This is a genomic window from Cronobacter sakazakii (genome assembly GCF_000982825.1).
GTDB classification, from domain to species: Bacteria; Pseudomonadota; Gammaproteobacteria; order Enterobacterales; family Enterobacteriaceae; genus Cronobacter; species Cronobacter sakazakii.
In genome coordinates, this window is sequence record NZ_CP011047.1 from 2,086,691 (window position 1) to 2,110,675 (window position 23,985).

The 23,985-nt window shown below is 58.2% G+C and carries 24 protein-coding genes and 2 pseudogenes; 13 read left to right on the plus strand and 13 right to left on the minus strand.

Annotated elements, in window-relative coordinates; translation table 11 throughout:
- Positions 1-162 precede the first annotated feature (162 nt).
- A complete protein-coding gene (gene purN, locus CSK29544_RS09780; protein ID WP_007900058.1) occupies positions 163-804 on the minus strand; it encodes a phosphoribosylglycinamide formyltransferase in 642 nt (213 codons plus the stop codon).
- Complete coding sequence (gene purM, locus CSK29544_RS09785; protein ID WP_007869947.1) at positions 804-1,841, minus strand: phosphoribosylformylglycinamidine cyclo-ligase; 1,038 nt, start codon at positions 1,839-1,841, stop codon at positions 804-806. Before purM ends, purN begins: the two co-directional genes overlap by 1 nt.
- Before the next feature lie 232 nt (positions 1,842-2,073).
- On the opposite strand from purM, the gene upp reads away from it, so the two are divergent.
- The 3 genes from upp (at position 2,074) to hda (ending at position 4,868) form a co-directional block, all read left to right on the plus strand.
- Positions 2,074-2,700, plus strand: coding sequence for a uracil phosphoribosyltransferase (upp, locus tag CSK29544_RS09790; RefSeq protein ID WP_007763150.1), 627 nt, complete (start codon positions 2,074-2,076; stop codon positions 2,698-2,700).
- Between the two features lie 81 nt (positions 2,701-2,781).
- A complete protein-coding gene (gene uraA / locus CSK29544_RS09795; protein ID WP_004386993.1) occupies positions 2,782-4,071 on the plus strand; it encodes a uracil permease in 1,290 nt (429 codons plus the stop codon).
- 95 nt (positions 4,072-4,166) lie between these two features.
- Positions 4,167-4,868: a DnaA inactivator Hda gene (gene hda, locus CSK29544_RS09800; RefSeq protein ID WP_029039616.1), complete on the plus strand. Its 702-nt coding sequence runs from the start codon at positions 4,167-4,169 to the stop codon at positions 4,866-4,868.
- Between the two features lie 51 nt (positions 4,869-4,919).
- On the opposite strand, the gene arsC is transcribed toward hda, so the two are convergent.
- Both arsC and bepA read right to left on the minus strand, forming a co-directional pair.
- Complete coding sequence (gene arsC / locus CSK29544_RS09805) at positions 4,920-5,276, minus strand: arsenate reductase (glutaredoxin) (protein WP_007900061.1); 357 nt, start codon at positions 5,274-5,276, stop codon at positions 4,920-4,922.
- A gap of 11 nt (positions 5,277-5,287) precedes the next feature.
- Complete coding sequence (gene bepA, locus CSK29544_RS09810; protein ID WP_007900062.1) at positions 5,288-6,754, minus strand: beta-barrel assembly-enhancing protease; 1,467 nt, start codon at positions 6,752-6,754, stop codon at positions 5,288-5,290.
- A gap of 223 nt (positions 6,755-6,977) precedes the next feature.
- Between bepA and CSK29544_RS09815 the strand changes: the two genes are divergently transcribed.
- Entirely contained in the window at positions 6,978-8,042 is a 1,065-nt protein-coding gene (locus CSK29544_RS09815; protein ID WP_004386997.1) for an AI-2E family transporter, read from the plus strand.
- Positions 8,043-8,087: 45 nt separating this feature from the next.
- Here the strand turns inward: CSK29544_RS09815 and bcp are convergent, their stop codons facing one another.
- Both bcp and CSK29544_RS09825 read right to left on the minus strand, forming a co-directional pair.
- Complete coding sequence (bcp, locus tag CSK29544_RS09820) at positions 8,088-8,558, minus strand: thioredoxin-dependent thiol peroxidase (RefSeq protein WP_004386998.1); 471 nt, start codon at positions 8,556-8,558, stop codon at positions 8,088-8,090.
- 2 nt (positions 8,559-8,560) lie between these two features.
- Positions 8,561-9,130: a glycine cleavage system transcriptional repressor gene (locus CSK29544_RS09825; RefSeq protein WP_004386999.1), complete on the minus strand. Its 570-nt coding sequence runs from the start codon at positions 9,128-9,130 to the stop codon at positions 8,561-8,563.
- A 147-nt stretch (positions 9,131-9,277) separates the two neighbouring features.
- On the opposite strand from CSK29544_RS09825, the gene dapA reads away from it, so the two are divergent.
- The 6 genes from dapA (at position 9,278) to ypfH (ending at position 15,854) form a co-directional block, all read left to right on the plus strand.
- A complete protein-coding gene (gene dapA / locus CSK29544_RS09830; RefSeq protein WP_007900063.1) occupies positions 9,278-10,156 on the plus strand; it encodes a 4-hydroxy-tetrahydrodipicolinate synthase in 879 nt (292 codons plus the stop codon).
- A gap of 16 nt (positions 10,157-10,172) precedes the next feature.
- Complete coding sequence (bamC, locus tag CSK29544_RS09835; RefSeq protein ID WP_029039617.1) at positions 10,173-11,207, plus strand: outer membrane protein assembly factor BamC; 1,035 nt, start codon at positions 10,173-10,175, stop codon at positions 11,205-11,207.
- Positions 11,208-11,336: 129 nt separating this feature from the next.
- Positions 11,337-12,050, plus strand: coding sequence for a phosphoribosylaminoimidazolesuccinocarboxamide synthase (purC, locus tag CSK29544_RS09840; protein ID WP_007721240.1), 714 nt, complete (start codon positions 11,337-11,339; stop codon positions 12,048-12,050).
- Between the two features lie 128 nt (positions 12,051-12,178).
- Complete coding sequence (gene ypfJ / locus CSK29544_RS09845) at positions 12,179-13,039, plus strand: KPN_02809 family neutral zinc metallopeptidase (RefSeq protein WP_007900068.1); 861 nt, start codon at positions 12,179-12,181, stop codon at positions 13,037-13,039.
- A 15-nt stretch (positions 13,040-13,054) separates the two neighbouring features.
- Positions 13,055-15,082: a tRNA(Met) cytidine acetyltransferase TmcA gene (locus CSK29544_RS09850; RefSeq protein ID WP_007900070.1), complete on the plus strand. Its 2,028-nt coding sequence runs from the start codon at positions 13,055-13,057 to the stop codon at positions 15,080-15,082.
- A 73-nt stretch (positions 15,083-15,155) separates the two neighbouring features.
- The gene (gene ypfH, locus CSK29544_RS09855; protein ID WP_007900072.1) at positions 15,156-15,854 is read left to right on the plus strand and encodes an esterase; all 699 of its coding nucleotides are present in this window, start codon (positions 15,156-15,158) and stop codon (positions 15,852-15,854) included.
- A 59-nt stretch (positions 15,855-15,913) separates the two neighbouring features.
- Here the strand turns inward: ypfH and CSK29544_RS09860 are convergent, their stop codons facing one another.
- The 4 genes and pseudogenes from CSK29544_RS09860 to CSK29544_RS24180 form a co-directional block, all read right to left on the minus strand.
- Positions 15,914-16,102, minus strand: coding sequence for a YpfN family protein (locus CSK29544_RS09860; RefSeq protein ID WP_007700459.1), 189 nt, complete (start codon positions 16,100-16,102; stop codon positions 15,914-15,916).
- 28 nt (positions 16,103-16,130) lie between these two features.
- Entirely contained in the window at positions 16,131-17,258 is a 1,128-nt protein-coding gene (gene dapE, locus CSK29544_RS09865; RefSeq protein WP_007900076.1) for a succinyl-diaminopimelate desuccinylase, read from the minus strand.
- A 4-nt stretch (positions 17,259-17,262) separates the two neighbouring features.
- The gene (locus CSK29544_RS09870) at positions 17,263-17,619 is read right to left on the minus strand and encodes an ArsC family reductase (protein ID WP_007900079.1); all 357 of its coding nucleotides are present in this window, start codon (positions 17,617-17,619) and stop codon (positions 17,263-17,265) included.
- A 104-nt stretch (positions 17,620-17,723) separates the two neighbouring features.
- Positions 17,724-17,912 (minus strand): annotated as a pseudogene (locus CSK29544_RS24180) (GNAT family N-acetyltransferase); the annotation flags it as partial.
- Positions 17,913-17,968: 56 nt separating this feature from the next.
- Here CSK29544_RS24180 and CSK29544_RS09880 point away from each other — a divergent pair.
- Positions 17,969-18,666 (plus strand): IS1-like element IS1B family transposase gene (locus tag CSK29544_RS09880; RefSeq protein ID WP_095033700.1). Its coding sequence is split into 2 segments (ribosomal slippage): positions 17,969-18,218 and positions 18,218-18,666, totalling 699 coding nucleotides; the frame shifts between segments, so codons are not numbered across the junction.
- A gap of 14 nt (positions 18,667-18,680) precedes the next feature.
- On the opposite strand, the pseudogene CSK29544_RS09885 reads toward CSK29544_RS09880, so the two are convergent.
- A pseudogene (locus tag CSK29544_RS09885) lies at positions 18,681-18,932 on the minus strand (GNAT family N-acetyltransferase); the annotation flags it as partial.
- A 195-nt stretch (positions 18,933-19,127) separates the two neighbouring features.
- Between CSK29544_RS09885 and ypfM the strand changes: the two are divergent.
- Complete coding sequence (ypfM, locus tag CSK29544_RS24185; RefSeq protein WP_100207200.1) at positions 19,128-19,187, plus strand: protein YpfM; 60 nt, start codon at positions 19,128-19,130, stop codon at positions 19,185-19,187.
- A gap of 107 nt (positions 19,188-19,294) precedes the next feature.
- Here ypfM and acrD read toward each other — a convergent pair whose 3' ends face one another.
- On the minus strand, positions 19,295-22,411 hold the full coding sequence (acrD, locus tag CSK29544_RS09890; RefSeq protein WP_029039419.1) for a multidrug efflux RND transporter permease AcrD: 3,117 nt from the start codon (positions 22,409-22,411) through the stop codon (positions 19,295-19,297).
- A gap of 134 nt (positions 22,412-22,545) precedes the next feature.
- Positions 22,546-23,190, minus strand: coding sequence for a nitrate/nitrite response regulator protein NarP (gene narP, locus CSK29544_RS09895; protein ID WP_007893849.1), 645 nt, complete (start codon positions 23,188-23,190; stop codon positions 22,546-22,548).
- A 196-nt stretch (positions 23,191-23,386) separates the two neighbouring features.
- On the opposite strand from narP, the gene nudK reads away from it, so the two are divergent.
- Positions 23,387-23,962, plus strand: a complete 576-nt coding sequence (gene nudK, locus CSK29544_RS09900; protein WP_004386542.1) for a GDP-mannose pyrophosphatase NudK — start codon at positions 23,387-23,389, stop codon at positions 23,960-23,962.
- Positions 23,963-23,985: the final 23 nt, after the last annotated feature.

Consider the following 23,985-nt stretch of genomic DNA (forward strand, 5'->3'; position numbering starts at 1 on the left):
CTCTGTCCAACTGTGCCAGAAAAGTATGACAGTTATCCGCAGGCTTACGAGAAAGCGGCAAAAAAGCCTGTGAAACCGTGATGTTGGCGGACAAGTTTTCCGTGTCGATGACGGAATTAACGCCAGACGAGAGAAAAAATAAAGGGCCTCGTGGCCCTTTAATCACTCGTCAGAAGCGTAACCCTGCGGCGGGAGCGGATGCCCGTCCAGCCAGGCGCGGCCCTCGCGCATCGCGAGGCGGCCCTCGACAAACCAGCTCACCACCAGCGGGTAGATGGCGTGCTCTTGCGCCTGAACGCGCGCGGTGACGTCTTCTTCGCTGTCGCCGGGAAAGACCGGGACGCGGGCTTGTAAAATCACCGGGCCGCCGTCCAGCTCGTCCGTGACAAAATGCACCGACGTGCCGTGCTCGTCATCGCCGTTGGCGAGCGCCTGGCGGTGCGTATGCAGCCCCGGATATTTCGGCAGCAGGGAAGGGTGAATATTCAGCAGCCGTCCTTCATAGTGCGCCACAAAGGCCGGGCTCAGAATGCGCATATAGCCCGCCAGCACCACCAGATCCGGCGCGTAGGCGTCTATCTCCTGCATCAGCTCACGGTCAAACGCCTCGCGGCTGGCAAAATCAGATGCGCTTAACGCATGGGCGGGAATGGCGGCCTCGCGCGCGCGTTCAAGGCCGAATGCGTCGGCCTTGTTGCTGAAGACGGCGCTAATCAGGCCGTTGATTTTCTTCTGCGCGCAGGCGTCGATAATCGCCTGTAAATTACTGCCGCTGCCGGAAATCAGCACTACGATGCGCTTCATTACGCAATAACCACGCGTTCCTGGGCATCGGAGGCTTTAATCGCGCCGATTTTCCATGCGGTTTCGCCAAGGCTATTGAGCAGCGCTACCGCGTTATCCGCTTCTGCGGCTGGCAGGGCGATGACCATGCCAACGCCGCAGTTAAAGGTGCGGTACATTTCATGACGGCTGACGTTGCCCGCCTGCTGTAGCCAGTTGAAGACCGCCGGCCACTGCCAGGAGGCTTCATCAATCACGGCCTGGGTGTTGTCCGGCAGCACGCGCGGAATGTTTTCCCAGAAGCCGCCGCCGGTCAGGTGGGCGATGGCATGGACTTCAAGCTTCTCAATCAGCTCCAGCACCGGTTTTACATAGATGCGGGTAGGGGCCAGCAGGTGATCGGCGAGCGGTTTGCCGTCAAGCTCGGTGGTTTGCGGGTCCGCGCCGCTCACTTCAAGAATTTTACGCACCAGCGAGTAGCCGTTGGAGTGCGGACCGCTGGAAGCTAGCGCGACCAGTACGTCGCCATCGGCGACTTTCGAGCCGTCGATAATCTCTGATTTTTCCACTACGCCGACGCAGAAACCGGCCACGTCGTAATCGTCGCCGTGATACATGCCCGGCATTTCCGCCGTTTCGCCGCCCACCAGCGCGCAGCCGGATTGCAGGCAGCCTTCGGCGATGCCGTTAATCACGCTTGCCGCGGTATCCACATCCAGCTTGCCGGTCGCGTAGTAATCGAGGAAGAACAGCGGCTCAGCGCCCTGTACCACCAGATCGTTGACGCACATCGCCACCAGATCGATGCCAATCGTGTCGTGACGTTTCAGATCCATCGCCAGACGCAGCTTGGTGCCGACGCCGTCCGTCCCGGAGACCAGCACCGGCTCGCGGTATTTCTGCGGCAGCGCGCAGAGGGCGCCGAAGCCGCCCAGGCCACCCATCACTTCCGGGCGACGGGTTTTTTTCACGACGCCTTTGATTCGGTCGACCAGAGCGTTACCAGCATCAATATCAACACCGGCATCTTTATAGCTGAGAGAGGTTTTGTCGGTCACTGCTAAAGTCCCCACGCGGTTGCGGTTGGTGGTAGTAGAGAAAACGCGGCAATTCTAACAGTCCAGGCAAACGTTTGCGAGCCCTTGTTGCGTTGAATAAAACACACTAATAAGATGACTGACTTCTGTTCGGTTGATCCCGATCAAGCCCATTACGTATGGCGCGGCCCGCAAAAAGCGGTATAATCCGGCGATTTTTTTTGTGGCTGCCATCTTGCTGGGGAGAAAGAGAATGAAGATCGTTGAAGTGAAACACCCGCTGGTTAAACACAAGCTGGGCCTGATGCGCGAGCATGACATCAGCACCAAGCGTTTTCGTGAACTCGCCTCTGAAGTGGGCAGCCTGCTGACCTATGAAGCCACAGCCGATCTGCTGACGGAAAAAGTGACCATTGAAGGCTGGAACGGCCCGGTGGAAATCGAGCAGATCAAAGGCAAGAAAATTACCGTAGTGCCTATTCTGCGCGCCGGTCTTGGCATGATGGAAGGGGTGCTGGAGAACGTACCGAGCGCGCGTATCAGCGTGGTCGGCGTTTACCGTGATGAAGAAACCCTGGAGCCGGTGCCGTATTTCCAGAAGCTGGTTTCTAATATCGACGAGCGCATGGCGCTGGTTGTCGACCCGATGCTGGCGACAGGCGGTTCGATGATCGCCACTATCGACCTGCTGAAGAAAGCGGGCTGCACCAGCATCAAAGTGCTGGTTCTGGTTGCCGCGCCGGAAGGCATCAAGGCGCTGGAAAAAGCGCACCCGGATATCGAGCTTTATACCGCGTCCATCGACAAGGGGCTTAACGAGCACGGGTACATCATCCCGGGCCTCGGCGATGCGGGCGATAAAATATTTGGTACGAAATAAACATTAAGCCGACTTATTAGTCGGCTTTTTTTTGGTCCCACACTTAACACATCACACATCAACACTCTTGAGGAAAACGCTATGACGCGCCGTGCTATCGGGGTAAGTGAACGTCCGCCGCTCTTACAGACTATCCCGCTTAGTTTGCAGCACCTGTTCGCCATGTTTGGCGCAACCGTGCTGGTGCCCATCCTGTTTCATATTAACCCGGCCACCGTACTGCTGTTTAACGGCATCGGCACGCTGCTGTATCTCTTTATCTGTAAAGGCAAAATCCCGGCGTATCTGGGCTCAAGCTTTGCCTTTATCTCGCCCGTGTTGCTGTTGCTGCCGCTCGGCTATGAGATGGCGCTCGGCGGGTTTATCGTCTGCGGCGCGCTGTTTTGCATCGTGGCGCTGATTGTCAAAAAAGCGGGCACCGGCTGGCTCGACGTGATGTTCCCGCCTGCGGCGATGGGTGCCATCGTCGCGGTTATCGGCCTGGAGCTGGCGGGCGTTGCGGCCAATATGGCGGGCCTGCTGCCTGCAGAAGGCCAGACGGCGGATTCCACTACAATCACTATTTCGCTGGTAACGCTGGCGGTCACGGTGTTTGGCTCGGTGCTGTTCCGCGGTTTTCTCGCGATCATACCGATTCTCATCGGCGTGCTGGCGGGCTATGCGCTCTCCTTCGCGATGGGCGTTGTGGATACCACGCCGATCGCCAATGCTCACTGGTTTGCGCTGCCGACATTCTATACGCCGCGCTTTGAGTGGTTTGCCATCTTCACCATTCTGCCTGCGGCGCTGGTGGTCATAGCCGAGCATGTCGGGCATCTGGTGGTAACGGCGAACATCGTGAAAAAAGATCTGATCCGCGATCCGGGCCTGCACCGCTCGATGTTCGCGAACGGTTTCTCGACGATGATTTCCGGTTTCTTCGGCTCCACGCCGAACACGACCTATGGCGAGAATATCGGCGTTATGGCGATCACCCGCGTTTACAGCACCTGGGTTATTGGTGGCGCTGCGATCATTGCGATTTTGCTCTCCTGCGTTGGCAAACTGGCGGCGGCGATCCAGATTATCCCGGTGCCGGTGATGGGCGGCGTTTCGCTGCTGCTCTACGGCGTGATCGGCGCATCCGGTATTCGCGTACTGATTGAATCCAAAGTGGATTACAGCAAGGCGCAGAACCTGATCCTGACGTCAGTCATCCTGATCATTGGCGTCAGCGGCGCGAAAGTGCATATTGGCGCGGCCGAGCTGAAAGGCATGGCGCTGGCAACGATTGTCGGCGTGGCGCTGAGCCTGATTTTCAAACTTATCAATGTATTGCGCCCGGAAGAGACGGTGCTTGACGCTGACGAGCACGAAAAATCGCCGCACTGATCCGCCTGCCGGGCGGCGCTGTCGCCCGGTTCAACAGCGAAGCGATTGTGTGATAGACTCAATGCGTTTTTTCGTATGTCCTTGAAGAGGTCCTTCTGAACACACCGGCACAGCTCTCCTTGCCGCTCTGGCTGCCCGATGACGAAACGTTTGCCAGCTTCTGGCCGGGCGACAACCCCTCTTTATTAGCCGCACTCCAGACGATGCTGCGCCACGACCGCAGCGGCTACATCTATTTCTGGTCGCGAGAGGGCGGTGGGCGCAGTCATCTGCTGCATGCCGCCTGCGCTGAGCTTTCGCAGCGCGGAGACGCGGTTGGTTATGTGCCGCTCGATAAACGCACCTGGTTTGTCCCGGAAGTGCTGGAGGGCATGGAGCAACTCTCGCTGGTATGCATCGATAATATCGAGTGCATCGCAGGCGATGAGCCCTGGGAAATGGCTATCTTCAATCTCTATAACCGCATTCTGGAATCGGGCAATACCCGGCTGCTCATTACCGGCGACAGGCCGCCGCGCCAGCTCAACCTGAAGCTGCCCGATCTCGCCTCGCGCCTCGACTGGGGGCAAATCTACCGGCTCCAGCCGCTCTCCGATGACGATAAGCTCCAGGCGCTGCAGCTGCGCGCCCGGATGCGCGGTTTTGAACTGCCGGAAGATGTGGGGCGTTTTCTGTTAAAACGGCTCGATCGTGAAATGCGCACGCTGTTCCTGACGCTCGATCAGCTCGATCGCGCCTCGATCAGCGCCCAGCGCAAGCTAACGATCCCGTTTGTGAAAGACACGCTCGGGCTGTAAAAACCGTCGCAGAAAGAAGAACGCCGCGAGGAGTGCCCGCGGCGTTTTTTTTTAGAGGATCTCCAGCACCTGTTCCGGCGGACGCCCCAGTCGCGCTTTGCCGTGGCTAATCACAATCGGGCGCTCAATCAGTTTCGGGTTGTCCACCATTGCCTGAATCAGCGCCTCTTCGCTGAGCGACGGGTCAGACAGATTCAGCGTTTTGTAGAGATCTTCTTTCGTGCGCATCAGCTCGCGCGCCTGGCTGAACCCGAGCTGGTTCAGCAGCGTTTTGATTGTCGCGGCATCCGGCGGCGTCTCCAGATACAGCACGACATCCGGCTCAATGCCGCGTTCGGTCAGCAGGCTCAGGGTTTCGCGGCTTTTTGAGCAGCGCGGGTTATGGTAAATCGTCACGTCCCGGGACATGGTCTCTCCTGTTACATTTTTTCGTAAGGGCGGAAGCGCTGTTGCAGCTGGCGGATCTGATCGATACGGGCGTCATAACGCGCCTGTTGCAGACTGCCAAGTTTCACCTGCGAACTGGCGCTGCTGAGCAGCGTTATCGCTTGATCGAGTTTACCCAGAAGCGCCATTACTTCGGCGCGCGCCGCCAGCTCCTGATCGCGATTGCCAAGCGCCGCCTGCGCCTGCGCCAGCAGATCCCAGCCGTTGGTGTCATCCGGCCAGGTAAAGGTGTAGCGGTTAAGGATAGTCACCGCCTGCGCCGGCTGGCTGCCTTCCAGATACGCGTTAGCAAGGTTCAACTGCAACACCGGATTGGTTTTCAGATCCGGCGCGCTTTTCAGACGGTCAATCGCCTCCTGCGCTTTGTGCTCGCCAAGCGAAATATCGGTGGCAAGGTCGAGATACCAGGCGTTGTCCGGCTGCGCGCGCAACAGCGGTTCCAGCTGCTGGCGGGCTTCGGCGAAGCGTTTATCCTGCATCGCCTGCAGGGCGCGGCCATATTGCGCGGCGTGTTGTTCGCGCTGGTTGCCTTTGGCGAGCGAATCGAGAATATCGCTGGTGAGCTGGTTGCGCCCGGAGTTATACATGCCCAGCGTGCGCACTTTCGCCATGTAGAACGCTTCAGAGGATTGCGATACGACGGGGCGCATCTGGTTCGCGCGGTTACGGGCATCCGACAGACGGCTCTCCGGCAGCGGGTGAGTCAGCAGAATTTCCGGCGGGCGCGTGGAGTAGCGCGCCTGGTCGAGAAGTTTCTCAAGGAAAGTCGGCATCGCCTGCGGATCAAAGCCCGAGCGTTGCAGCACCTGAATACCGATGCGGTCAGCTTCTTGTTCATTCTGTTGAGTAAACGTGATAACGCCCTGCTGCGTACCGGCGAGCGTGCCGGTGAGCGCCGCCATACCCGCCTGCGGGCTCGCCATCGCGAGCAGTATTGAGCCGAGCGCGCCGACCCAGGTGAGCGGGGCGCTGCGTTTTTGATCTTCCATCGCGCGCGCCAGGTGGCGCTGGGTGACGTGGGAGATTTCATGCGCCATTACCGAGGCGAGCTGGCTTTCGTTATCGGCATAGCGGAACAGCGCCGAATGCAGCACCACGTTGCCGCCGAAAAAAGCGAAGGCGTTAATTTCGTCGTTATTAATGAGATAGAAGTGGAAAGGGGTTTTTACCGAATCGGCGTGCGAGACCAGGCGCATACCCAGCCCGTTGATATATTGCACCAGCAGCGGGTCGTTGATCAGGGGCGCGCTGCCGCGCAACTGACGGACGTAGTAATCGCCCATCTGTAACTCCTGACCGATAGAGAGCGTGCTGCCCGCCGAGGTACCCATATCCGGCAAACCGTCGGCCGGGTCCGCTGCAAAGGCGGGCGCAAGCTGGCCTGCCAGCATGCCGCCGATAAGCGTTGCAACCAGTGTCGTTTTCAACTGCCTGAACATAGCCTCTTTCCCGTCTGTATAGAGTCTCTTTTGACCCGCCCGGCATCGCTTTGTTCAGTCCGCGCGCCCGGCTGGGAAGTCCGTTTTACAAATGCGTCGGGAAATCATATTCATCCGGCAACGGGTTGTCTTGCGGGGGGGCACAAAAATCACGGTCTTTTTTGTGACATTTCGATACAATTCGCCCTCACGCCCGTGCCGTCACCCGTGAGGGAAGGTTTTTATGCTTGAAATGTTAACCCAGTGGTATCGTCGTCGCTTCAGCGATCCGGAGGCGATAGCGCTGCTGGCGATTCTGGTCGCCGGTTTTTGTATCCTCTTCTTCCTGCATGGTTTGCTGGCACCGCTGCTGGTCGCTATCGTTCTTGCCTACCTGCTGGAGTGGCCTACGTCGCGGCTGCAACGCATCGGCTGTTCACGTGGCCTTGCCGCAACGCTGGTGCTGGTGCTCTTTATCGGTATTGTGCTGGTCATGGCGTTTGTCGTGGTGCCGGTGGCCTGGCAGCAGGGAATTAACCTGATCCGCGATATTCCCGGCATGCTCAATAAGCTCTCCGATTTTGCGGCGACGCTGCCGAAGCGTTTCCCGGCGCTGATGGACGCGGGCATTATCGACGCCATCGCCGAAAATATGCGCACCCGCATCATCACGCTTGGCGATTCGGTAGTGAAATATTCGCTCGCCTCGCTGGTGGGCCTGCTGACGCTTGCTATCTACCTGATTCTTGTGCCGCTGATGGTGTTCTTTTTAGTCAAAGATAAAGAACAATTGCTGAACGCGGTGCGGCGCGTGCTGCCGCGTAACCGCGGTCTCGCAGGACAGGTGTGGGTGGAGATGAATCAGCAAATTACCAATTACATCCGCGGCAAAGTGCTGGAGATGATTGTGGTGGGTGTCGCGACCTGGATAGGCTTCCTGATTTTCGGCCTTAACTACTCGCTGTTACTGGCGGTGCTGGTCGGCATCTCAGTACTCATTCCGTATATCGGCGCGTTTATGGTGACTATCCCGGTCGTGTGCGTGGCGCTGTTTCAGTTCGGCATGGGCACAGAGTTCTGGAGCTGCTTTGCGGTCTATCTGATTATTCAGGGGCTGGATGGCAACGTGCTGGTGCCGGTGCTGTTCTCCGAAGCGGTCAATCTGCATCCGCTGGTGATTATTCTCTCGGTGGTGATTTTCGGCGGGCTGTGGGGCTTCTGGGGGATTTTCTTCGCCATTCCGCTGGCGACGCTGATTAAAGCGGTGGTTCACGCCTGGCCGGAAACCACGCCGACGGCGCAAGAGTAACGTCATACGGGCCGGGCAGGCGTTGCGCCTCCCGGCAATCTGACTTCAGGCGTGTTCTTTCAGCCAGGCCAGCACCACGTCGTGGTGATTGCTGGTTTTGAAATCATTGAACACATGCTCGATTTTTCCTTCGGCATCGATCAAAAAGCTGATGCGATGAATGCCGTCGTAGGTTTTCCCCATAAAGGACTTTTCACCCCAGACGCCAAACTGGTCGCTCACCTGATGATCTTCATCCGAGAGCAGCGTGAAATTAAGCAGCTCTTTTTCAGCGAAACGCGAGAGCTTTTCAGGTTTATCGGTGCTGATGCCCAGCACTTCCACACCCGCTTTTTTCAGGTCATCCATGTTATCGCGCAGCCCACATGCCTGGACGGTGCAGCCCGGCGTCATGGCTTTGGGATAGAAATAAACCAGAACACGCTGTCCCTGGAAGTCGGTCAAATTTACTTGTTCACCGTCCTGATCGGGCAAGCTAAATTTCGGTGCGATATCACCGGCTTTCAGTGGATTCATCACTACACTCCATCCTGTTCATCTTGCTGTGGATAATTAACCACGCTAATAGTGCCTTGCGCGCCCAGCTCTGTACAGAGTTGACGGAAAGGCTGTTCGATAATCGTCGCATCCTGTGAAGCCGGACTGTGCGCCGTTATCTGAATATAGAGCTGTGCGGACTTATTTTCCTGTGCAGGCTGCGTGCGCGAGATAAGTTCAGCGATATTCATGTCGTGGGAATGGAACAGTTCGGTGAAGCGCTCAATCAAATGCGGCGAGTCTTCCACCTCGACCTGCACCCAGACGGACGCCGGCATCGCCTGGCGCGGGCGGGCGGTGGTGCGTTTCATCACAATCAGCAAATCCAGCTCGGCGCCCTTAAGCGGCAGCGTGGATTCAATCAGCGTAATCGCGTTCCAGCTTCCGGACAGCAGCATGATGAACGTGAACTCCTCTCCCAGCATCGCCAGACGGCTATCTTCGATATTGCAGCCGCAACTGCTAACGTGACGGGTGATAGTGTTAACGATACCCGAGCGGTCGGCTCCCAGCGCGGTAATCACCAGATAATGGGGGGATGAGGATGTCAAACCTGTGCTTCCTGTTGAAACGATGAATTATTCCTTAGGAAACCATAAAAAAATCCGCCATACAACCGCATAGCGCGCCCTGGCCGCTTGCTTTTATTACGGCACCAAACGTACCATTGAGGCTCTTGTTTGCACAGAGGATGGCCAATGTTCACGGGAAGTATTGTCGCGCTTATCACGCCGATGGATGAAAAAGGTAATGTCTGCCGGGCGAGCCTGAAAAAACTGATTGATTACCATGTCGCTAACGGAACGTCGGCGATTGTATCGGTAGGGACGACCGGGGAATCCGCCACGCTCAGCCATGACGAGCATGCTGAGGTGGTGATGATGACGCTGGAACTTGCCGACGGCCGCATTCCGGTTATCGCAGGCACGGGCGCGAACGCCACTTCCGAGGCCATCAGCTTGACTCAGCGTTTCAACGACAGCGGCATCGCAGGCTGTCTGACCGTTACGCCGTATTACAACCGTCCGACCCAGGAAGGCCTGTTCCAGCATTTTAAAGCTATCGCAGAGCATACCGACCTGCCGCAGATCCTCTATAATGTGCCGTCCCGTACCGGTTGCGATATGCTGCCGGAGACGGTAGGTCGTCTGTCGAAAATTAAAAATATTGTCGGTATCAAAGAAGCGACCGGGAACTTAAGCCGCGTTCACCTGATCAAAGAGCTGGTCAGTGAGGATTTCGCGCTGTTAAGCGGCGATGACGCCACGGCGATGGATTTCATGCAGCTTGGCGGCCACGGGGTGATTTCTGTTACCACCAACGTCGCAGCGCGCGATATGGCCGATATGTGCCGGCTCGCGGCGGAAGGGAAGTTTGACGATGCGCGCATCATCAATCGTCGCCTGATGCCTTTGCATCATAAATTATTTGTCGAACCCAATCCTGTCCCGGTGAAATGGGCCTGTAAGGAGTTGGGACTTGTGGCGACCGATACGCTGCGCCTGCCAATGACGCCGATTACCGATGCCGGTCGCGACATTGTTGGCTCCGCGCTTAAGCATGCCGGCCTGCTGTAAAGTTTAGGGAGATTTGATGGCTTACTCAGTACAGAAGTCGCGTGTGGCGAAAGTAGCAACCGTATCGCTGGTGATGCTGCTCGCCGCCTGTAGTTCCGATTCGCGCTACAAGCGTCAGGTGAGCGGCGACGAGTCCTATCTGGACGCGGCTTCGCTGGCAGAACTGCACGCGCCGGCCGGTATGATCCTGCCGGTGCAGAACGGCGACTATAACATCCCGACCCCGCGTACCAACGGCCCGGTTGGCAAACAGCTTGATATTCGCCCGCCCACACAGCCGCTGGCGCTGGTCAGTGGCGCGCGTACGCAGTTCACGGGCGACACCGCGACGCTGCTGCTTGAAAGCGGCCGCAACGGTGCGCTCTGGCCGCAGGTGGTCAGCGTCGTGCAGTCGCTCAACTACACCATTGAAAAACGCGACGACGCCGCTCAGACGCTCAACACCGACTGGGTACAGTGGAACCGCGCCGATGAAGACCAGCAGTATCGCGGTCGCTATCAGGTCAGCGTGAAGCCGCAGGGCTATCAGCAGGCGCTGGTGGTGAAGCTCGTCAATCTTGAGCAGGATGGCAAACCGGTGGCGGATACCGCCTCATTGCAGCGTTACAGCGCCGAAATGCTGAACGCCATTGCCTCCGGTCTTGATAAAAACGAAACCGCGCGTCAGAACGCCGCCGATAACCGCAGCGCGTCGCAAATCGACGTCACCAGCGGTTCCGACGATGTCGGCCTGCCGGTACTGGTGGTGCGCGCGCCGTTCAACGCCGTCTGGAACCGTCTGCCGGATACGCTTGCCAAAGTGGGCATGAAAGTGACCGACTCCACCCGTTCAACGGGCAGCGTCGCCGTGACCTACAAAGCGCTGTCTGACAGCGACTGGCAGGCGCTGGGCGCACGCGATCCGGGCCTCTCTAACGGCGATTACAAACTTCAGGTCGGCGATCTCGATAACCGCACCAGCCTGCAGTTTATCGACCCGAAAGGCCATACGCTGACCCAGTCGCAGAACGATGCGCTGGTAGCCGCCTTCCAGGCTGCATTCAGCAAGTAATACGCAGGGCCGGATCACTCCGGCCCTTTTTTCTGTGGTGGACGCAAACGTGTGCGTCGCCAGAAAATGGCAAGTTTTGTGATAAATCCTCAGGCCGCGCGAGCGGTCACCACACCTGGAGTAATAAAGATGCAAAAGCAAGCTGAGTTGTATCGTGGCAAAGCGAAAACCGTATACAGCACGGAAAACCCGGATCTGTTGGTGCTCGAGTTCCGCAATGATACGTCAGCAGGCGACGGCGCCCGCATTGAACAGTTTGACCGTAAGGGAATGGTGAACAACAAGTTTAACTATTTCATTATGAGCAAACTGGCTGAAGCGGGTATCCCGACGCAAATGGAACAGCTGCTTTCTGATACCGAAGCGCTGGTGAAAAAGCTCGACATGGTGCCGGTGGAGTGCGTTATCCGCAACCGCGCAGCGGGATCGCTGGTGAAGCGTCTCGGCATTGAAGAGGGCATCGAACTCAATCCGCCGCTGTTCGACCTGTTCCTGAAAAACGACGCGATGCACGATCCTATGGTTAACGAATCCTACTGCGAAACGTTCGGCTGGGTGAGCCAGGAAAACCTCGCGCGCATGAAAGAACTGACCTACAAAGCCAATGACGTGCTGAAAAAGCTCTTTGACGACGCGGGCCTGATTCTGGTCGACTTCAAGCTGGAGTTTGGTCTGTTCAAAGGTGAAGTGACGCTGGGCGATGAGTTCTCGCCGGACGGCGCGCGTCTGTGGGATAAACAAACCATGGACAAAATGGACAAAGACCGCTTCCGTCAGAGCCTGGGCGGCCTTATCGAAGCCTACGAAGAAGTCGCGCGCCGTCTTGGCGTGAATCTCGACTAAGCTTTTCCTTCGCATTTTCGCAGGGTATGGCCCTCATACCCTGCGCCTTCCCCCGTTTTCTTATGGTAAAGCGCGCCTGAACCACCTACGATCATTATCATAATAATTGAGAGTGATGAGGTCAGAGTATGCGTTGGCAAGGACGTCGCGAAAGCGACAACGTCGAAGACAGAAGAAACAGCAGTTCGCCGATGATGGGCGGGCGCGGATTCCGCCTGCCTGCCGGGAAGGGTGGGCTGGTACTGCTGGTGGTTGTGGTGGTCGCCAGCTATTACGGTGTCGATCTCACCGGGCTTCTCACCGGCGGCGCGCCGGTCAGCCAGCAGGCGTCGCGCTCCATCAGCCCGAACGACGACGAAGCGGCGAAATTCACCTCGGTGATTCTCGGCACCACCGAAGAGACCTGGGGTCAGCAATTCCAGAAAATGGGGCGTACTTATCAGGAGCCGAAACTGGTGATGTACCGCGGTGCCACCCGCACCGGCTGCGGCACCGGCCAGTCGGTGATGGGGCCGTTCTACTGCCCGGCGGACAGCACCGTGTATATCGATCTCTCTTTCTATGACGAAATGAAAGAGAAACTTGGTGCGGGCGGCGATTTCGCGCAGGGCTATGTCATCGCGCACGAAGTCGGCCACCATGTGCAGAAGCTGCTCGGCATTGAGCCGAAAGTGCGCCAGCTCCAGCAAAACGCCTCTCAGACCGAAGTGAACCGCCTCTCGGTGCGCCTTGAGTTACAGGCGGACTGTTTTGCGGGCGTCTGGGGCAATGCGATGCAGAAAGAGGGCGTGCTGGAAACCGGCGATTTGCAGGAGGCGCTGAACGCCGCGCAGGCGATCGGCGATGACCGCCTTCAGCAGCAGAGTCAGGGGCGCGTGGTGCCGGACAGCTTTACCCACGGTACGTCCGATCAGCGCTACAGCTGGTTTAAACGCGGTTTTGACAGCGGCGACCCGGCCCAGTGCAACACCTTTGGCAACGCGCTGTAACGCAGGCAGGTTGACGTGAATGACAGTCTCGCCACGCTGACGGCGCAGATGGCGGCGGCGGGCATCCGCCGCCTGTTAGTGTTAAGCGGTGATGAAACCTGGAGCTCACAGCAGGCGCGACAGCTGTCGAACGCTCTACCCGGCGACTGGCTGTGGGTAGGCACCGCGCCGGAGATGGCGCTCAACGGCGCGCCGGGCGCTATCAATACGCTGCTCGGGCGCGAATACCTGCATGCGGTCTTTGATGCCCGTAGCGGTTTTGACGCTGCGGCATTTGCCGCGCTCGCAGGCACGCTGAAAGCGGGCAGCTGGCTGGTACTGCTGACGCCGCCGTGGCAGGCCTGGCCCACGCGCGTGGATAACGATTCCTGCCGCTGGAGCGACAGCCGGGAGCCCATTTCTACCCCGCATTTTATCCATCATCTTCAGCGGCTTTTTCTTGATGATCCTGATGTTATCTGCTGGCGTCAGGAGCAGCCGTTACCGTTAAGCCCGTCTGCGCCGCGCCCGCGCTGGCACCCGGCCTGCGGCGAGCCGCAGCAGGAACAGGCGCGGCTATTGGATGAGTTATTAACCACCACTAATGGCGTGACGGTAATCACCGCTGCGCGCGGGCGCGGTAAATCGGCGCTCGCTGGCATGTTTATTCGCGCGCTGCCGGGCAGGGCGCTGGTGACCGCGCCGTCGCGCGCCTCGGCGGAGGTTATCGCCGCGCACGCGGGCGAGAAATTTGTCTTCATGGCACCAGACGCGCTGCTGGCCGCGCTTGAGGATGGCACGCTCGCGCCCTGCGACTGGCTGGTTATTGATGAAGCCGCGGCGCTCCCAGGCCCGGTGCTGCAAAAACTGGTGCGGGCGTTTCCCGCCACGCTTCTGACCAGCACCGTGCAGGGCTATGAAGGCACCGGGCGCGGTTTCCTGCTGAAATTCTGCGCGGGCATCGACGGCCTGCGCTACCGCACGTTGAGTACGCCGGTGCGCTGGGCGCAGGACGATCCGCTGGAGCGGCTGGTCAGTCAGGCGCTGCTGTTTGACGATGACGATTTCGCCCGCACGCCCGCAGGCGACGTACGCTTTTATTCTGTTTCGCAGAACGACTGGCAAACCCGGCCCGACCGCGCGGCCGCGCTGTACCGGCTGCTGGCGGGCGCGCACTATCGCACGTCGCCGCTCGATCTGCGCCGGATGATGGATGCGCCGGGGCAGTCTTTTATCGCCGCCGAGGCGGGCGGCGAGACCGTTGGCGCGCTGTGGTTAGTGGCGGAAGGCGGTCTTGACGCAGCGCTGAGCCAGGCGGTGTGGGCCGGTTATCGCCGTCCGCGCGGCAATCTGGTGGCGCAGTCGCTGGCGGCGCACGGCGGCGATCCGCTCGCGGCCACGCTTGTTGGTCTGCGCGTTAGCCGCGTGGCGGTGCATCCGGGCCGCCAGCGCGAAGGCATTGGACGCCAGTTGATTGAGCAGGCGCGCGCACAAGCGCCTGAAGGCTGCGACTATCTTTCCGTGAGTTTCGGCTATACGCCTGCGCTGTGGCGCTTCTGGCAGCGCTGCGGTTTTACGCTGGTGCGTTTTGGCAGCCATCGCGAGGCCAGCAGCGGCTGCTATAACGCGATGGCGCTCGTGGCGCTGAGTGCGGCGGGCTCACAGCTCGTGCGTGAAGAGCACCAGCGGCTGGCACGCGATGCGACGCTGCTTCAGCGCTGGGTGGATGAAACGCTGCCGCTAACGCCCGCCCCCCAGGCTACCCTTAATAGTGATGACTGGTTAGCGCTCGCCGGATTCGCGTTCGCGCATCGCCCGCTGGAAACCTCTCTCGGCCCGCTCTACCGGTTGCTTGAGGCGAGCCCGCAGGGGTTGCAGGCGCTGCGCGGGCGGCTGGCGCTGCAAATGCCGGTGGATGTGCTCTGCCGTAAGCTCGGGCTTTCCGGGCGTAAGGCGTTGCTTGCCGCGCTGCGTCAGGAAACCGCGCTGGCGCTGGACGCGCTTGATGCGCCGCGTGCCGCGACCTTAAACGCGCAACTAATGCAATGGCAATTTTTCCACTAAGTCCATCAATGAATTGCGATGGTCATCTGTTCAGGCCGGCGTAAACTGGCTGTAACCCATGAAGGAGAGTGCCATGAGACATGATCATTTTGTGGTTCAGAGCCCTGAACTGCCTGCCAGACAACTGCTGCTGCTGTTCCACGGCGTCGGGGATAACCCGGTGGCGATGGGCGAGATAGGCAGCTATTTCGCGCCGCTGTTCCCGGATGCGCTGGTGGTCAGCGTCGGCGGGCCTGCGCCGAGCGGTCCGGCACCCGGCAGAGAGTGGTTTTCCGTGCAGGGCGTCAGCGAATCCAACCGCCAGCAGCGGGTGGATGAAATTATGCCGACGTTTATCGACACCGTGCGCCACTGGCAGCGCGAAAGTGGCGTTAGCCCGGCCGCCACGGCGCTGATCGGCTTTTCGCAGGGCGCGATCATGGTGTTGGAAGGGGTGAAAGCCGCGCCTGGTCTGGCTTCTCGCGTTATTGCGTTTAACGGGCGCTTTGCTGAGTTGCCGACGTCGGCGACAACCGCCACCACGGTGCATCTGATCCACGGCGAAGACGATGAAGTAATCGATTCCCGCTACGCTCAGGCGGCGGCGGATGCGCTGCTGCGCGCCGGTGGCGACGTCACGCTCGATATCGTTGAAGATCTTGGGCATGCGATCGATAACCGCAGCATGCAATTAGCACTCGATCATCTGCGCTATACCGTGCCGAAGCACTATTTTGATGAGGCGTTAAGCGGCGGTAAGCCTGGCGATGACGATGTGATTCAGATGATGTAACGCGAGTGCTCCGTCAGGCGGGCTGCCTGACGGAGAGGCTGGAGAGAATAAGCAGGCGCTTACTTCTTCTTCGGCCAGTCGTCTTCGTCGTCCCACTTATCGTTAAAATCGCGGTGGGGCGGCAGTTCCGGGCGGTTGTCCATAAACTTCTTATGATCCACCCGTTTTAAATCTTTAATCACGTTCAGCAGGACGCCGAGCAGAAACACCAGCACCAGCACCCACCAATATTTTCCAAGCCATTCCATGACGTTATCCTCGTCTTGAGAGCGCGCGTCAGGCGACGAGCTGCTCCATAATGCGTTGATACATACGGGCCAGCAGCTGCAGGTCGGACGCTTTCACGCATTCGTTGATTTTGTGAATCGTCGCGTTGACCGGCCCAAGCTCCACCACCTGCGCGCCCATGCGGGCGATAAAGCGCCCGTCGGACGTGCCGCCGGTGGTCAGCAGCTGCGGTTTAATTTCATTATAGTGGTGAACGGCGTTCACCACCGCATCGACCAGTTTACCGCGCGCGGTTAAGAACGGCTGGCCGGAGAGCCACCAGTCCAGCGTGTAGCGCAGCTGATATTTCTCCAGTAGCGCCACCACGCGCTGTTTAATCATCTCGTCGGTCAGCTCGGTGCTGAAGCGGAAGTTAAACTGTACGTGGAGATCGCCCGGAATCACGTTATTGCTGTCGGTGCCTGCCTGAATATTGGCGATCTGCATGCTGGTGGGCGGGAAAAATTCATTGCCGCGATCCCACTCGATACCGACCAGCTCATTGAGCATCGGCGCGGCGCGATGTACCGGGTTATCCGCCAGATGCGGATATGCCACGTGGCCCTGCACGCCGTGAATGGTCAGGTTGCAGGTGAGCGAGCCGCGACGGCCATTCTTCACCACATCGCCGACCACTTCGCTGCTGGAGGGCTCGCCCACCAGGCAATAATCGAGACGTTCGCCGCGCGCCATCAGCGCTTCGACCACTTTCACGGTGCCGTTGGTGGCACTCGCCTCTTCATCAGAGGTGATCAGAAACGCCAGACGCCCGCGATGATGCGGATGCTGCGCGACAAAACGCTCCGCCGCCACCACCATCGCCGCCAGCGAGCCTTTCATGTCCGCCGCGCCGCGGCCAAACAGCATCCCGTCACGAATGGTCGGCTCAAACGGCGGATTGATCCAGCGCTCGACATCGCCCGCCGGCACCACATCGGTATGCCCCGCGAAGGCCAGCGTCTCGCCGGTGCCGCGCCATGCCCAGAAATTCTGCGTGTCGCCGATATTCATCGGCTCAACCGTAAACCCTACGGCCTGCAGCCGCTCAATCAGCAGCGCCTGACAGCCCGCGTCATCGGGGCTCAGAGAAGGGCGACGAATTAGCTGCTGCGTCAGCTCAATAACCGGGCAAGACATAACACTAGACCTCGTTAAAATAGTGCTGGTAGGTGGATTCACTGAAACCAAGCAGCATAGGCTTACCCGGCGCGCAGAGCAATGGTCGTTTGATGATTGCCGGCATTTCCAGCATCAGCGCGGCCGCGCTGTCGGCGTCGGTAATTGCCGCGCGTTGCGCCTCGTCGAGTTTACGCCAGGTGGTGCCGCGGGTATTCAGCAGCGCCTCCCAGCTCAGCTCAGCGATAAATTTATGCATCATTTGTGCATCAAGGCCGTCGGTACGGTAGTCGTGAAATTGATAATCGACGTGATTATTTTCAAGCCAGCGGCGGGCTTTTTTAATGGTGTCGCAGTTTTTAATGCCGTACATCACGACCATAATTGAATCCTTTTGTCCAAAATCGGTCCAGTTAAACAAATTATCCGAACAGATAATAGGGTAAACAATAGCCTGCTAATATAACGCATCACTGACAATTATGGTTAGCGTATATATCCCTGTTCGTGCATTTTGAATAATTTTTCATCGGTGGCGCAGACCATTCCGCTGGTTAATTCGCGGAATTGATATTTTTTATAAAAAGCGACCTTATCTAAAACTGCATAGATAAAAACTTTACCAAAAGGTAAAAGTGTTTCGAGGATCTCGTCCATTAATTGATTCCCGAAACCGGGTGATGCTGCCAACTTACTGATTTAGTGTATGATGGTGTTTTTGAGGTGCTCCAGTGGCTTCTGTTTCTATCAGCTGTCCCTCCTGTTCAGCTACTGACGGGGTGGTGCGTAACGGCAAAAGCACCGCCGGACATCAGCGCTATCTCTGCTCTCACTGCCGTAAAACATGGCAACTGCAGTTCACTTACACCGCTTCTCAACCCGGTACGCACCAGAAAATCATTGATATGGCCATGAATGGCGTTGGATGCCGGGCAACCGCCCGCATTATGGGCGTTGGCCTCAACACGATTTTCCGCCATTTAAAAAACTCAGGCCGCAGTCGGTAACCTCGCGCATACAGCCGGGCAGTGACGTCATCGTCTGCGCGGAAATGGACGAACAGTGGGGATACGTCGGGGCTAAATCGCGCCAGCGCTGGCTGTTTTACGCGTATGACAGGCTCCGGAAGACGGTTGTTGCGCACGTATTCGGTGAACGCACTATGGCGACGCTGGGGCGTCTTATGAGCCTGCTGTCACCCTTTGACGTGGTGATATGGATGACGGATGGCTGGCCGCTGTATGAATCCCGCCTGAAGGGAAAGCTGCACGTAATCAGCAAGCGATATACGCAGCGAATTGAGCGGCATAACCTGAATCTGAGGCAGCACCTGGCACGGCTGGGACGGAAGTCGCTGTCGTTCTCAAAATCGGTGGAGCTGCATGACAAAGTCATCGGGCATTATCTGAACATAAAACACTATCAATAAGTTGGAGTCATTACCCCGAAACCGCGGCCCTGATAATCGGGATCGACAACAATATCGGCGACGTAACTTGACCATGTCAGATCGCTAATCGCATGCGCGGTCGCGACCAGCTTTCCCTCGTGAAATCCGTACCAGCAGAAGGTGCTATTGCGGTAGCAGCGTTCGACCTCGTGCGGGTCGCGCGCGCCGAGCCCCGCACGTTCAATCAGCGTCGCCAGCGCCTGCCAGTCAGGCGTTTCATGGTCTTGATTTGTGATGATGCGCATGCCAGGTTGCCTCTTTTTCAGTAAAAAATTCCCGAATATTGCCAGCCGTCACACAACAGAAAACTTATCCTCGTCATAGTGAACTGTAAGCCGATAACAAATACATGAGGGAGGCTTATCAATTCGATTGGTTAAATTGTCTTCACTCCGCGTCATTATTTTTGTACCATGCAAACAATAATAAGAGAGGTCATTATGATTGAACATGAACTGGGGAACTGGAAAGATTTTATTGAAGCGATGCTTCGTAAATAAGTCCAGCAATAAGCAAGAGCACATCGCTTTAATAGACACACAGCAGTGATTCCACTCACTGAACATACCAAAAGGCGACCGTTAAGGTCGCCTTTTTCTTTTCGGGGTTATTCTTCCGGCGCAGGCTTAAGCGGAAAACGTCTGCGGATCAGTACAAAAAACAGCGGCACGAAGAAAACTGCCAGCAGCGTTGCGGAGATCATCCCGCCCATCACGCCGGTGCCGACCGCGTGCTGGCTGGCGGAGCCTGCGCCGCTGCTGGTCGCCATCGGCAGCACGCCGAAGATAAACGCCAGCGACGTCATTAAAATCGGCCGCAGGCGCTGGCGGCAGGCATCGAGCGTCGCGGCGATAAGCTCGTGGCCTTTGCTGTTCATCTCGTTGGCGAATTCCACAATCAGTATCGCGTTCTTGGCGGAAAGTCCGATGACCGTCAGCAGCCCCACCTGGAAATAGACGTCGTTCTCAAGCCCGCGCAGCCAGGTGGCGAGCAGTACGCCAATCACGCCGAGCGGCACCACCAGCATCACCGAGAACGGCACCGTCCAGCTCTCATACAGCGCCGCCAGGCACAGGAACACGACCAGCAACGAGAGCGCGTAAAGGGCAGGAGCCTGCGAGCCGGAAAGCCGCTCCTGGTACGACATCGCTGTCCACTCCAGCCCAAAGCCGGTCGGCAGCTGGCTCACCAGTTTCTCCATCACGTCCATCGCGGTGCCGGTACTGACGCCCGGCGCCGCCTCGCCGACAATCTCCAGCGCTGAATAGCCGTTGTAGCGCTCAAGGCGCGGCGAGCCGGTTTCCCAGCGCGACGTCGCAAAGGCCGAGAACGGCACCATTGCACCCGCCTGGTTGCGCACATACCAGCGCGTAATATCTTCCGGCAGCATCCGGTATTTCGCGGCCGACTGCACATAGACCTTTTTCACGCGCCCGCGATCCATAAAGTCGTTCACATAGCTTGAGCCCCACGCGGTTTGCAGCGTGTCGTTAATATCGTCAATGGAAACGCCGAGCGCCTGGGCTTTGCGCTGGTCGATGTCTATCTGCAATTGCGGGCTGTCATCCAGGCCGTTGTGGCGCACGCGGGTCAGCGCAGGCTCCTGGCTTGCCATGTCCAGCAGGCGATCGCGCGCCTGCATCAGCGCGTCATGCCCAAGCCCGGCGTGATCCTGAAGCTCCATATCAAACCCGGCGGAGCTGCCAAGGCCGCTGATGGCAGGCGGGCTGCTCGCGAACACGCGCGCCTCTTTAATATGGCGAAAAGCCTGCGTGGCGCGCTCAATGATGGCATCCGCGCTGCCGGTGTCCGGGTCGCGATCCTCCCACGGATTCAGGCGTACAAACATGCGTGCCACGTTCTGGCCGTTGCCGCCGGGGCCGGAGCCGACGGTCGCGAACACCGAGGCGACGTTGGCTTTTTCTTTCTCAAAGAAATAGCGCTCCACCTGCTGCACCACTTTCAGCGTCTGCTGCTGGGTGGAGCCGGAGGGCTGCTGGACCGAGGTCACAAACATGCCGCGATCCTCCTGCGGCAGAAACGACGTGGGCAGGCGTAAAAAGAGAAACACCATACCGCCGAGCAGCAGGGCGTAGAGCAGAATCCAGCGCAGGCTGCGCTGTAAAATTTTTCCTACGGCGGATTCATAACGCAGCGCGCTGCGCTCAAAGGTGCGGTTAAACCAGCCGAAAAACCCGCGCGAACCGTGGTGTTCGCCTTTTTTCAGCGGCTTAAGCAGCGTGGCGCACAGGGCAGGGGTGAGGATCATCGCGACCAGCACCGACAGTACCATCGATGAGACAATCGTGATGGAGAACTGGCGGTAAATCGCGCCGGTGGTGCCGCCGAAAAACGCCATCGGGATAAACACCGCCGAGAGCACCATGGCGATACCCACCAGCGCGCCCTGAATCTGGCCCATCGATTTACGCGTGGCGGCGCGCGGTGATAGCCCTTCGTCACTCATGATGCGCTCGACGTTTTCCACAACTACGATAGCGTCATCCACCAGCAGACCTATCGCCAGCACCATCGCGAACATCGTCAGGGTATTAATGCTGTAGCCGAAGCTGTAGAGCACCGCGAAAGTGCCGAGCAGCACCACCGGCACCGCGATGGTCGGGATCAGCGTGGCGCGGAAATTCTGCAAAAAGAGATACATCACCAGAAACACCAGCGCGATCGCTTCAAGCAGCGTCTTCACCACGTCGGTAATCGAGGCTTTCACGAAAGACGTGGTCTCATACGCGACTTTATATTCCAGCCCGTGCGGGAAATAGTGCGACAGCTCGTCGAGGCGGTTCAGCACCAGTTGCGCCGTTTCCATCTCGTTCGCGCCGGAGGCGAGCTTCACGCCGAGCCCCGAGGCCGCTTTGCCGTTATAGCGGCTCAGATAATCATATTTCTCGGCCCCCATTTCGACGGTTGCCACGTCGCCGAGCGTGACGGTCGAGCCGTCCTGATTCACGCGCAGCGTAATGGCGCGAAACTGCTCCGGCGTCTGTAACAGCGACTGCGCGTTGATGGTGGCGTTCAGCGCCTGATTATCCACAGACGGCGTGCCGCCGAGCTGGCCGACCGCTATCTGGCTGTTCTGCGATTTAATCGCTGCCACCACATCCGCCGTGGTGAGCTGAAAGCTGGTGAGCTTGTCCGGGTCGAGCCAGATGCGCATGGCGTACTGCGAGCCGTAAGCGTCGATATCCCCGACGCCGTTAATACGGCTGAGCGGCTCCTGAATATTACTCGCCACATAATCGGCGATATCCTGTTTATCCATGCTGCCATCGGTGGAGACAAAGGCGATGGTCAGAATGTTGGTATCGCCGGTTTTGCGCACCGTCACGCCCTGCGTCTGTACGGCCTGGGGGAGCTTTCGCAGCGCGGATTGCAGCTGGTTTTGCACCTGCTGGACCGCTTCATCCGGGGCGGTGCCTGCTTTGAAGTTCAGCGTCACGGTCGCCTGGCCGGTGGCGCTGCTTTGCGACGACATATACATCAGGTTATCGAGGCCGGTCATGTTCTGTTCGATAACCTGCGTAACGGTATTTTCCAGCGTCTGGGCGGAGGCGCCAGGGTAGTTTGCCGTGATGCGCACGTTAGGCGGCGCCAGTTCGGGATATTGCTCAACGGGAAGTGAAAATATCGCCAGTGTGCCGGTCAGGCAGATGAGAATTGCCAGCACCCAGGCAAAAATCGGGCGATCGATAAAGAAATTCGCCATGCGAGTCGGGACCTCTTAAATGCTTAGCGTCGTTATTATTGGTAGCCGCAATCACTGTAGCCTCAGGGCACACAACAAACGTGGAGAAAATAAGGAGATAATGTAAATTATCTCGCGCGACGCCGCGCAGACCCTTACGCGTTCCGGGAGCCCAGAAACAGGACGGTCGCCGCGACGCGCGAACGCACGTTAAGTTTGCGCAGTAAATTGCGAATATGCACTTTTACCGTCTCTTCCGAGATCTGTAACGCCGACGCAATCTGCTTATTGGAGAGCCCGCGCGCCACTTCCTGCAACACGTCAAGCTCGCGCCCGGTCAGCAGCGCAAACGGCGCGTCGCGTTGCTCATCAGGCTTGCGCGCGAGCAGATACGCCTGCACCTGCTCGCTGAACGCGCCAGCACCCGCCGCACCGGCCCGGATGGCCTCCAGCAGCGCTTCCGGTTCGCTGTCTTTCAGCAGATAGCCGTCAGCGCCCGCATCGGTCATGGCAAAAATATCGCTTTGCGCATCAGAGACCGTCAGTACGATAATCCGTGCGTTCACGCCGTCGCGGCGCAGCATCGTCAGCGTATCCAGCCCGCTTAAACCCCGCATATTCAGATCCAGCAAAATGACGTCCGGGGAAAGCGCCCGCGCCTGCGCTATCGCTTCTTCGCCGCTGCCTGCTTCGCCCGTCACCCGAAACCGCGCATCGGTTTCAAGCAACTGTCGCAGGCCGCGACGCATCAGCGGGTGATCGTCAACGATAAGAACGTGCCAGGGGATAATTTGCGACATGCTTACTCCGCTCTGTGGGTTTTTTCTGCGTTGCGGCTGGATAAACCATAGCCTGTGCGTAAGCTTAACCGCCAGACGCCGCCGGCAATGGGCAGAATACCGGAAAAAGCGCCGTTATTCCGGCGACGCGCCGGGGGCGACAAATGGCGTTTCGGGTCGTACTATTCACCCCACACCAGGCGTTTATGGAGTCGCTATGTCGTTAAATGTCGAACTGATAAAAGATAAAATTCTGTCGGAAAACTACTTTGTTCTGCGCAATATCACCTACGATCTGACGCGAAAAGATGGCGAAGTGGTCCGCCACAAGCGCGAAGTCTACGATCGCGGCAACGGCGCTGCCGTACTGTTGTATAACCGCGAGAAAAAAAGCGTCGTGTTGATCCGTCAGTTTCGCGTCGCCACTTGGGTTAACGGTAACCCGGACGGGATGCTGATTGAGGCGTGTGCGGGGCTTCTTGACGATGACGAGCCGGAAGTCTGTATTCGCAAAGAGGCCATTGAGGAAACCGGCTACCGCGTGAACGCGGCGGAGAAAGTCTTTGAGCTTTATACCTCCCCCGGCGGCGTTACCGAACTCATTCATCTGTTCATCGCGGAATATGACGATGCCTCACGCGCGAACGAAGGCGGCGGCGTGGAAGATGAAGAGATAGAAGTGCTGGAAATGCCCTTCAGTGAAGCGTTGGAAAAAGTCAGACAAGGCGTGATTCGCGATGCGAAAACGGTGCTGCTGCTTCAGCATCTTCAGCTACGCGGAATAATGGACTGATTTCCCTCACAATAAGAGGCGGT

Excerpts from the sequence above, each read along its gene's own strand:
- purN (WP_007900058.1), bottom strand. The coding sequence starts at position 804 with ATGAAGCGCATCGTAGTGCTGATTTCCGGCAGCGGCAGTAATTTACAG.
- upp (WP_007763150.1), top strand. The coding sequence starts at position 2,074 with ATGAAGATCGTTGAAGTGAAACACCCGCTGGTTAAACACAAGCTGGGC.
- uraA (WP_004386993.1), top strand. The coding sequence starts at position 2,782 with ATGACGCGCCGTGCTATCGGGGTAAGTGAACGTCCGCCGCTCTTACAG.
- arsC (WP_007900061.1), bottom strand. The coding sequence starts at position 5,276 with ATGTCCCGGGACGTGACGATTTACCATAACCCGCGCTGCTCAAAAAGC.
- bepA (WP_007900062.1), bottom strand. The coding sequence starts at position 6,754 with ATGTTCAGGCAGTTGAAAACGACACTGGTTGCAACGCTTATCGGCGGC.
- CSK29544_RS09815 (WP_004386997.1), top strand. The coding sequence starts at position 6,978 with ATGCTTGAAATGTTAACCCAGTGGTATCGTCGTCGCTTCAGCGATCCG.
- bcp (WP_004386998.1), bottom strand. The coding sequence starts at position 8,558 with ATGAATCCACTGAAAGCCGGTGATATCGCACCGAAATTTAGCTTGCCC.
- dapA (WP_007900063.1), top strand. The coding sequence starts at position 9,278 with ATGTTCACGGGAAGTATTGTCGCGCTTATCACGCCGATGGATGAAAAA.
- bamC (WP_029039617.1), top strand. The coding sequence starts at position 10,173 with ATGGCTTACTCAGTACAGAAGTCGCGTGTGGCGAAAGTAGCAACCGTA.
- purC (WP_007721240.1), top strand. The coding sequence starts at position 11,337 with ATGCAAAAGCAAGCTGAGTTGTATCGTGGCAAAGCGAAAACCGTATAC.
- ypfJ (WP_007900068.1), top strand. The coding sequence starts at position 12,179 with ATGCGTTGGCAAGGACGTCGCGAAAGCGACAACGTCGAAGACAGAAGA.
- ypfH (WP_007900072.1), top strand. The coding sequence starts at position 15,156 with ATGAGACATGATCATTTTGTGGTTCAGAGCCCTGAACTGCCTGCCAGA.
- CSK29544_RS09860 (WP_007700459.1), bottom strand. The coding sequence starts at position 16,102 with ATGGAATGGCTTGGAAAATATTGGTGGGTGCTGGTGCTGGTGTTTCTG.
- dapE (WP_007900076.1), bottom strand. The coding sequence starts at position 17,258 with ATGTCTTGCCCGGTTATTGAGCTGACGCAGCAGCTAATTCGTCGCCCT.
- CSK29544_RS09870 (WP_007900079.1), bottom strand. The coding sequence starts at position 17,619 with ATGGTCGTGATGTACGGCATTAAAAACTGCGACACCATTAAAAAAGCC.
- acrD (WP_029039419.1), bottom strand. The coding sequence starts at position 22,411 with ATGGCGAATTTCTTTATCGATCGCCCGATTTTTGCCTGGGTGCTGGCA.
- narP (WP_007893849.1), bottom strand. The coding sequence starts at position 23,190 with ATGTCGCAAATTATCCCCTGGCACGTTCTTATCGTTGACGATCACCCG.
- nudK (WP_004386542.1), top strand. The coding sequence starts at position 23,387 with ATGTCGTTAAATGTCGAACTGATAAAAGATAAAATTCTGTCGGAAAAC.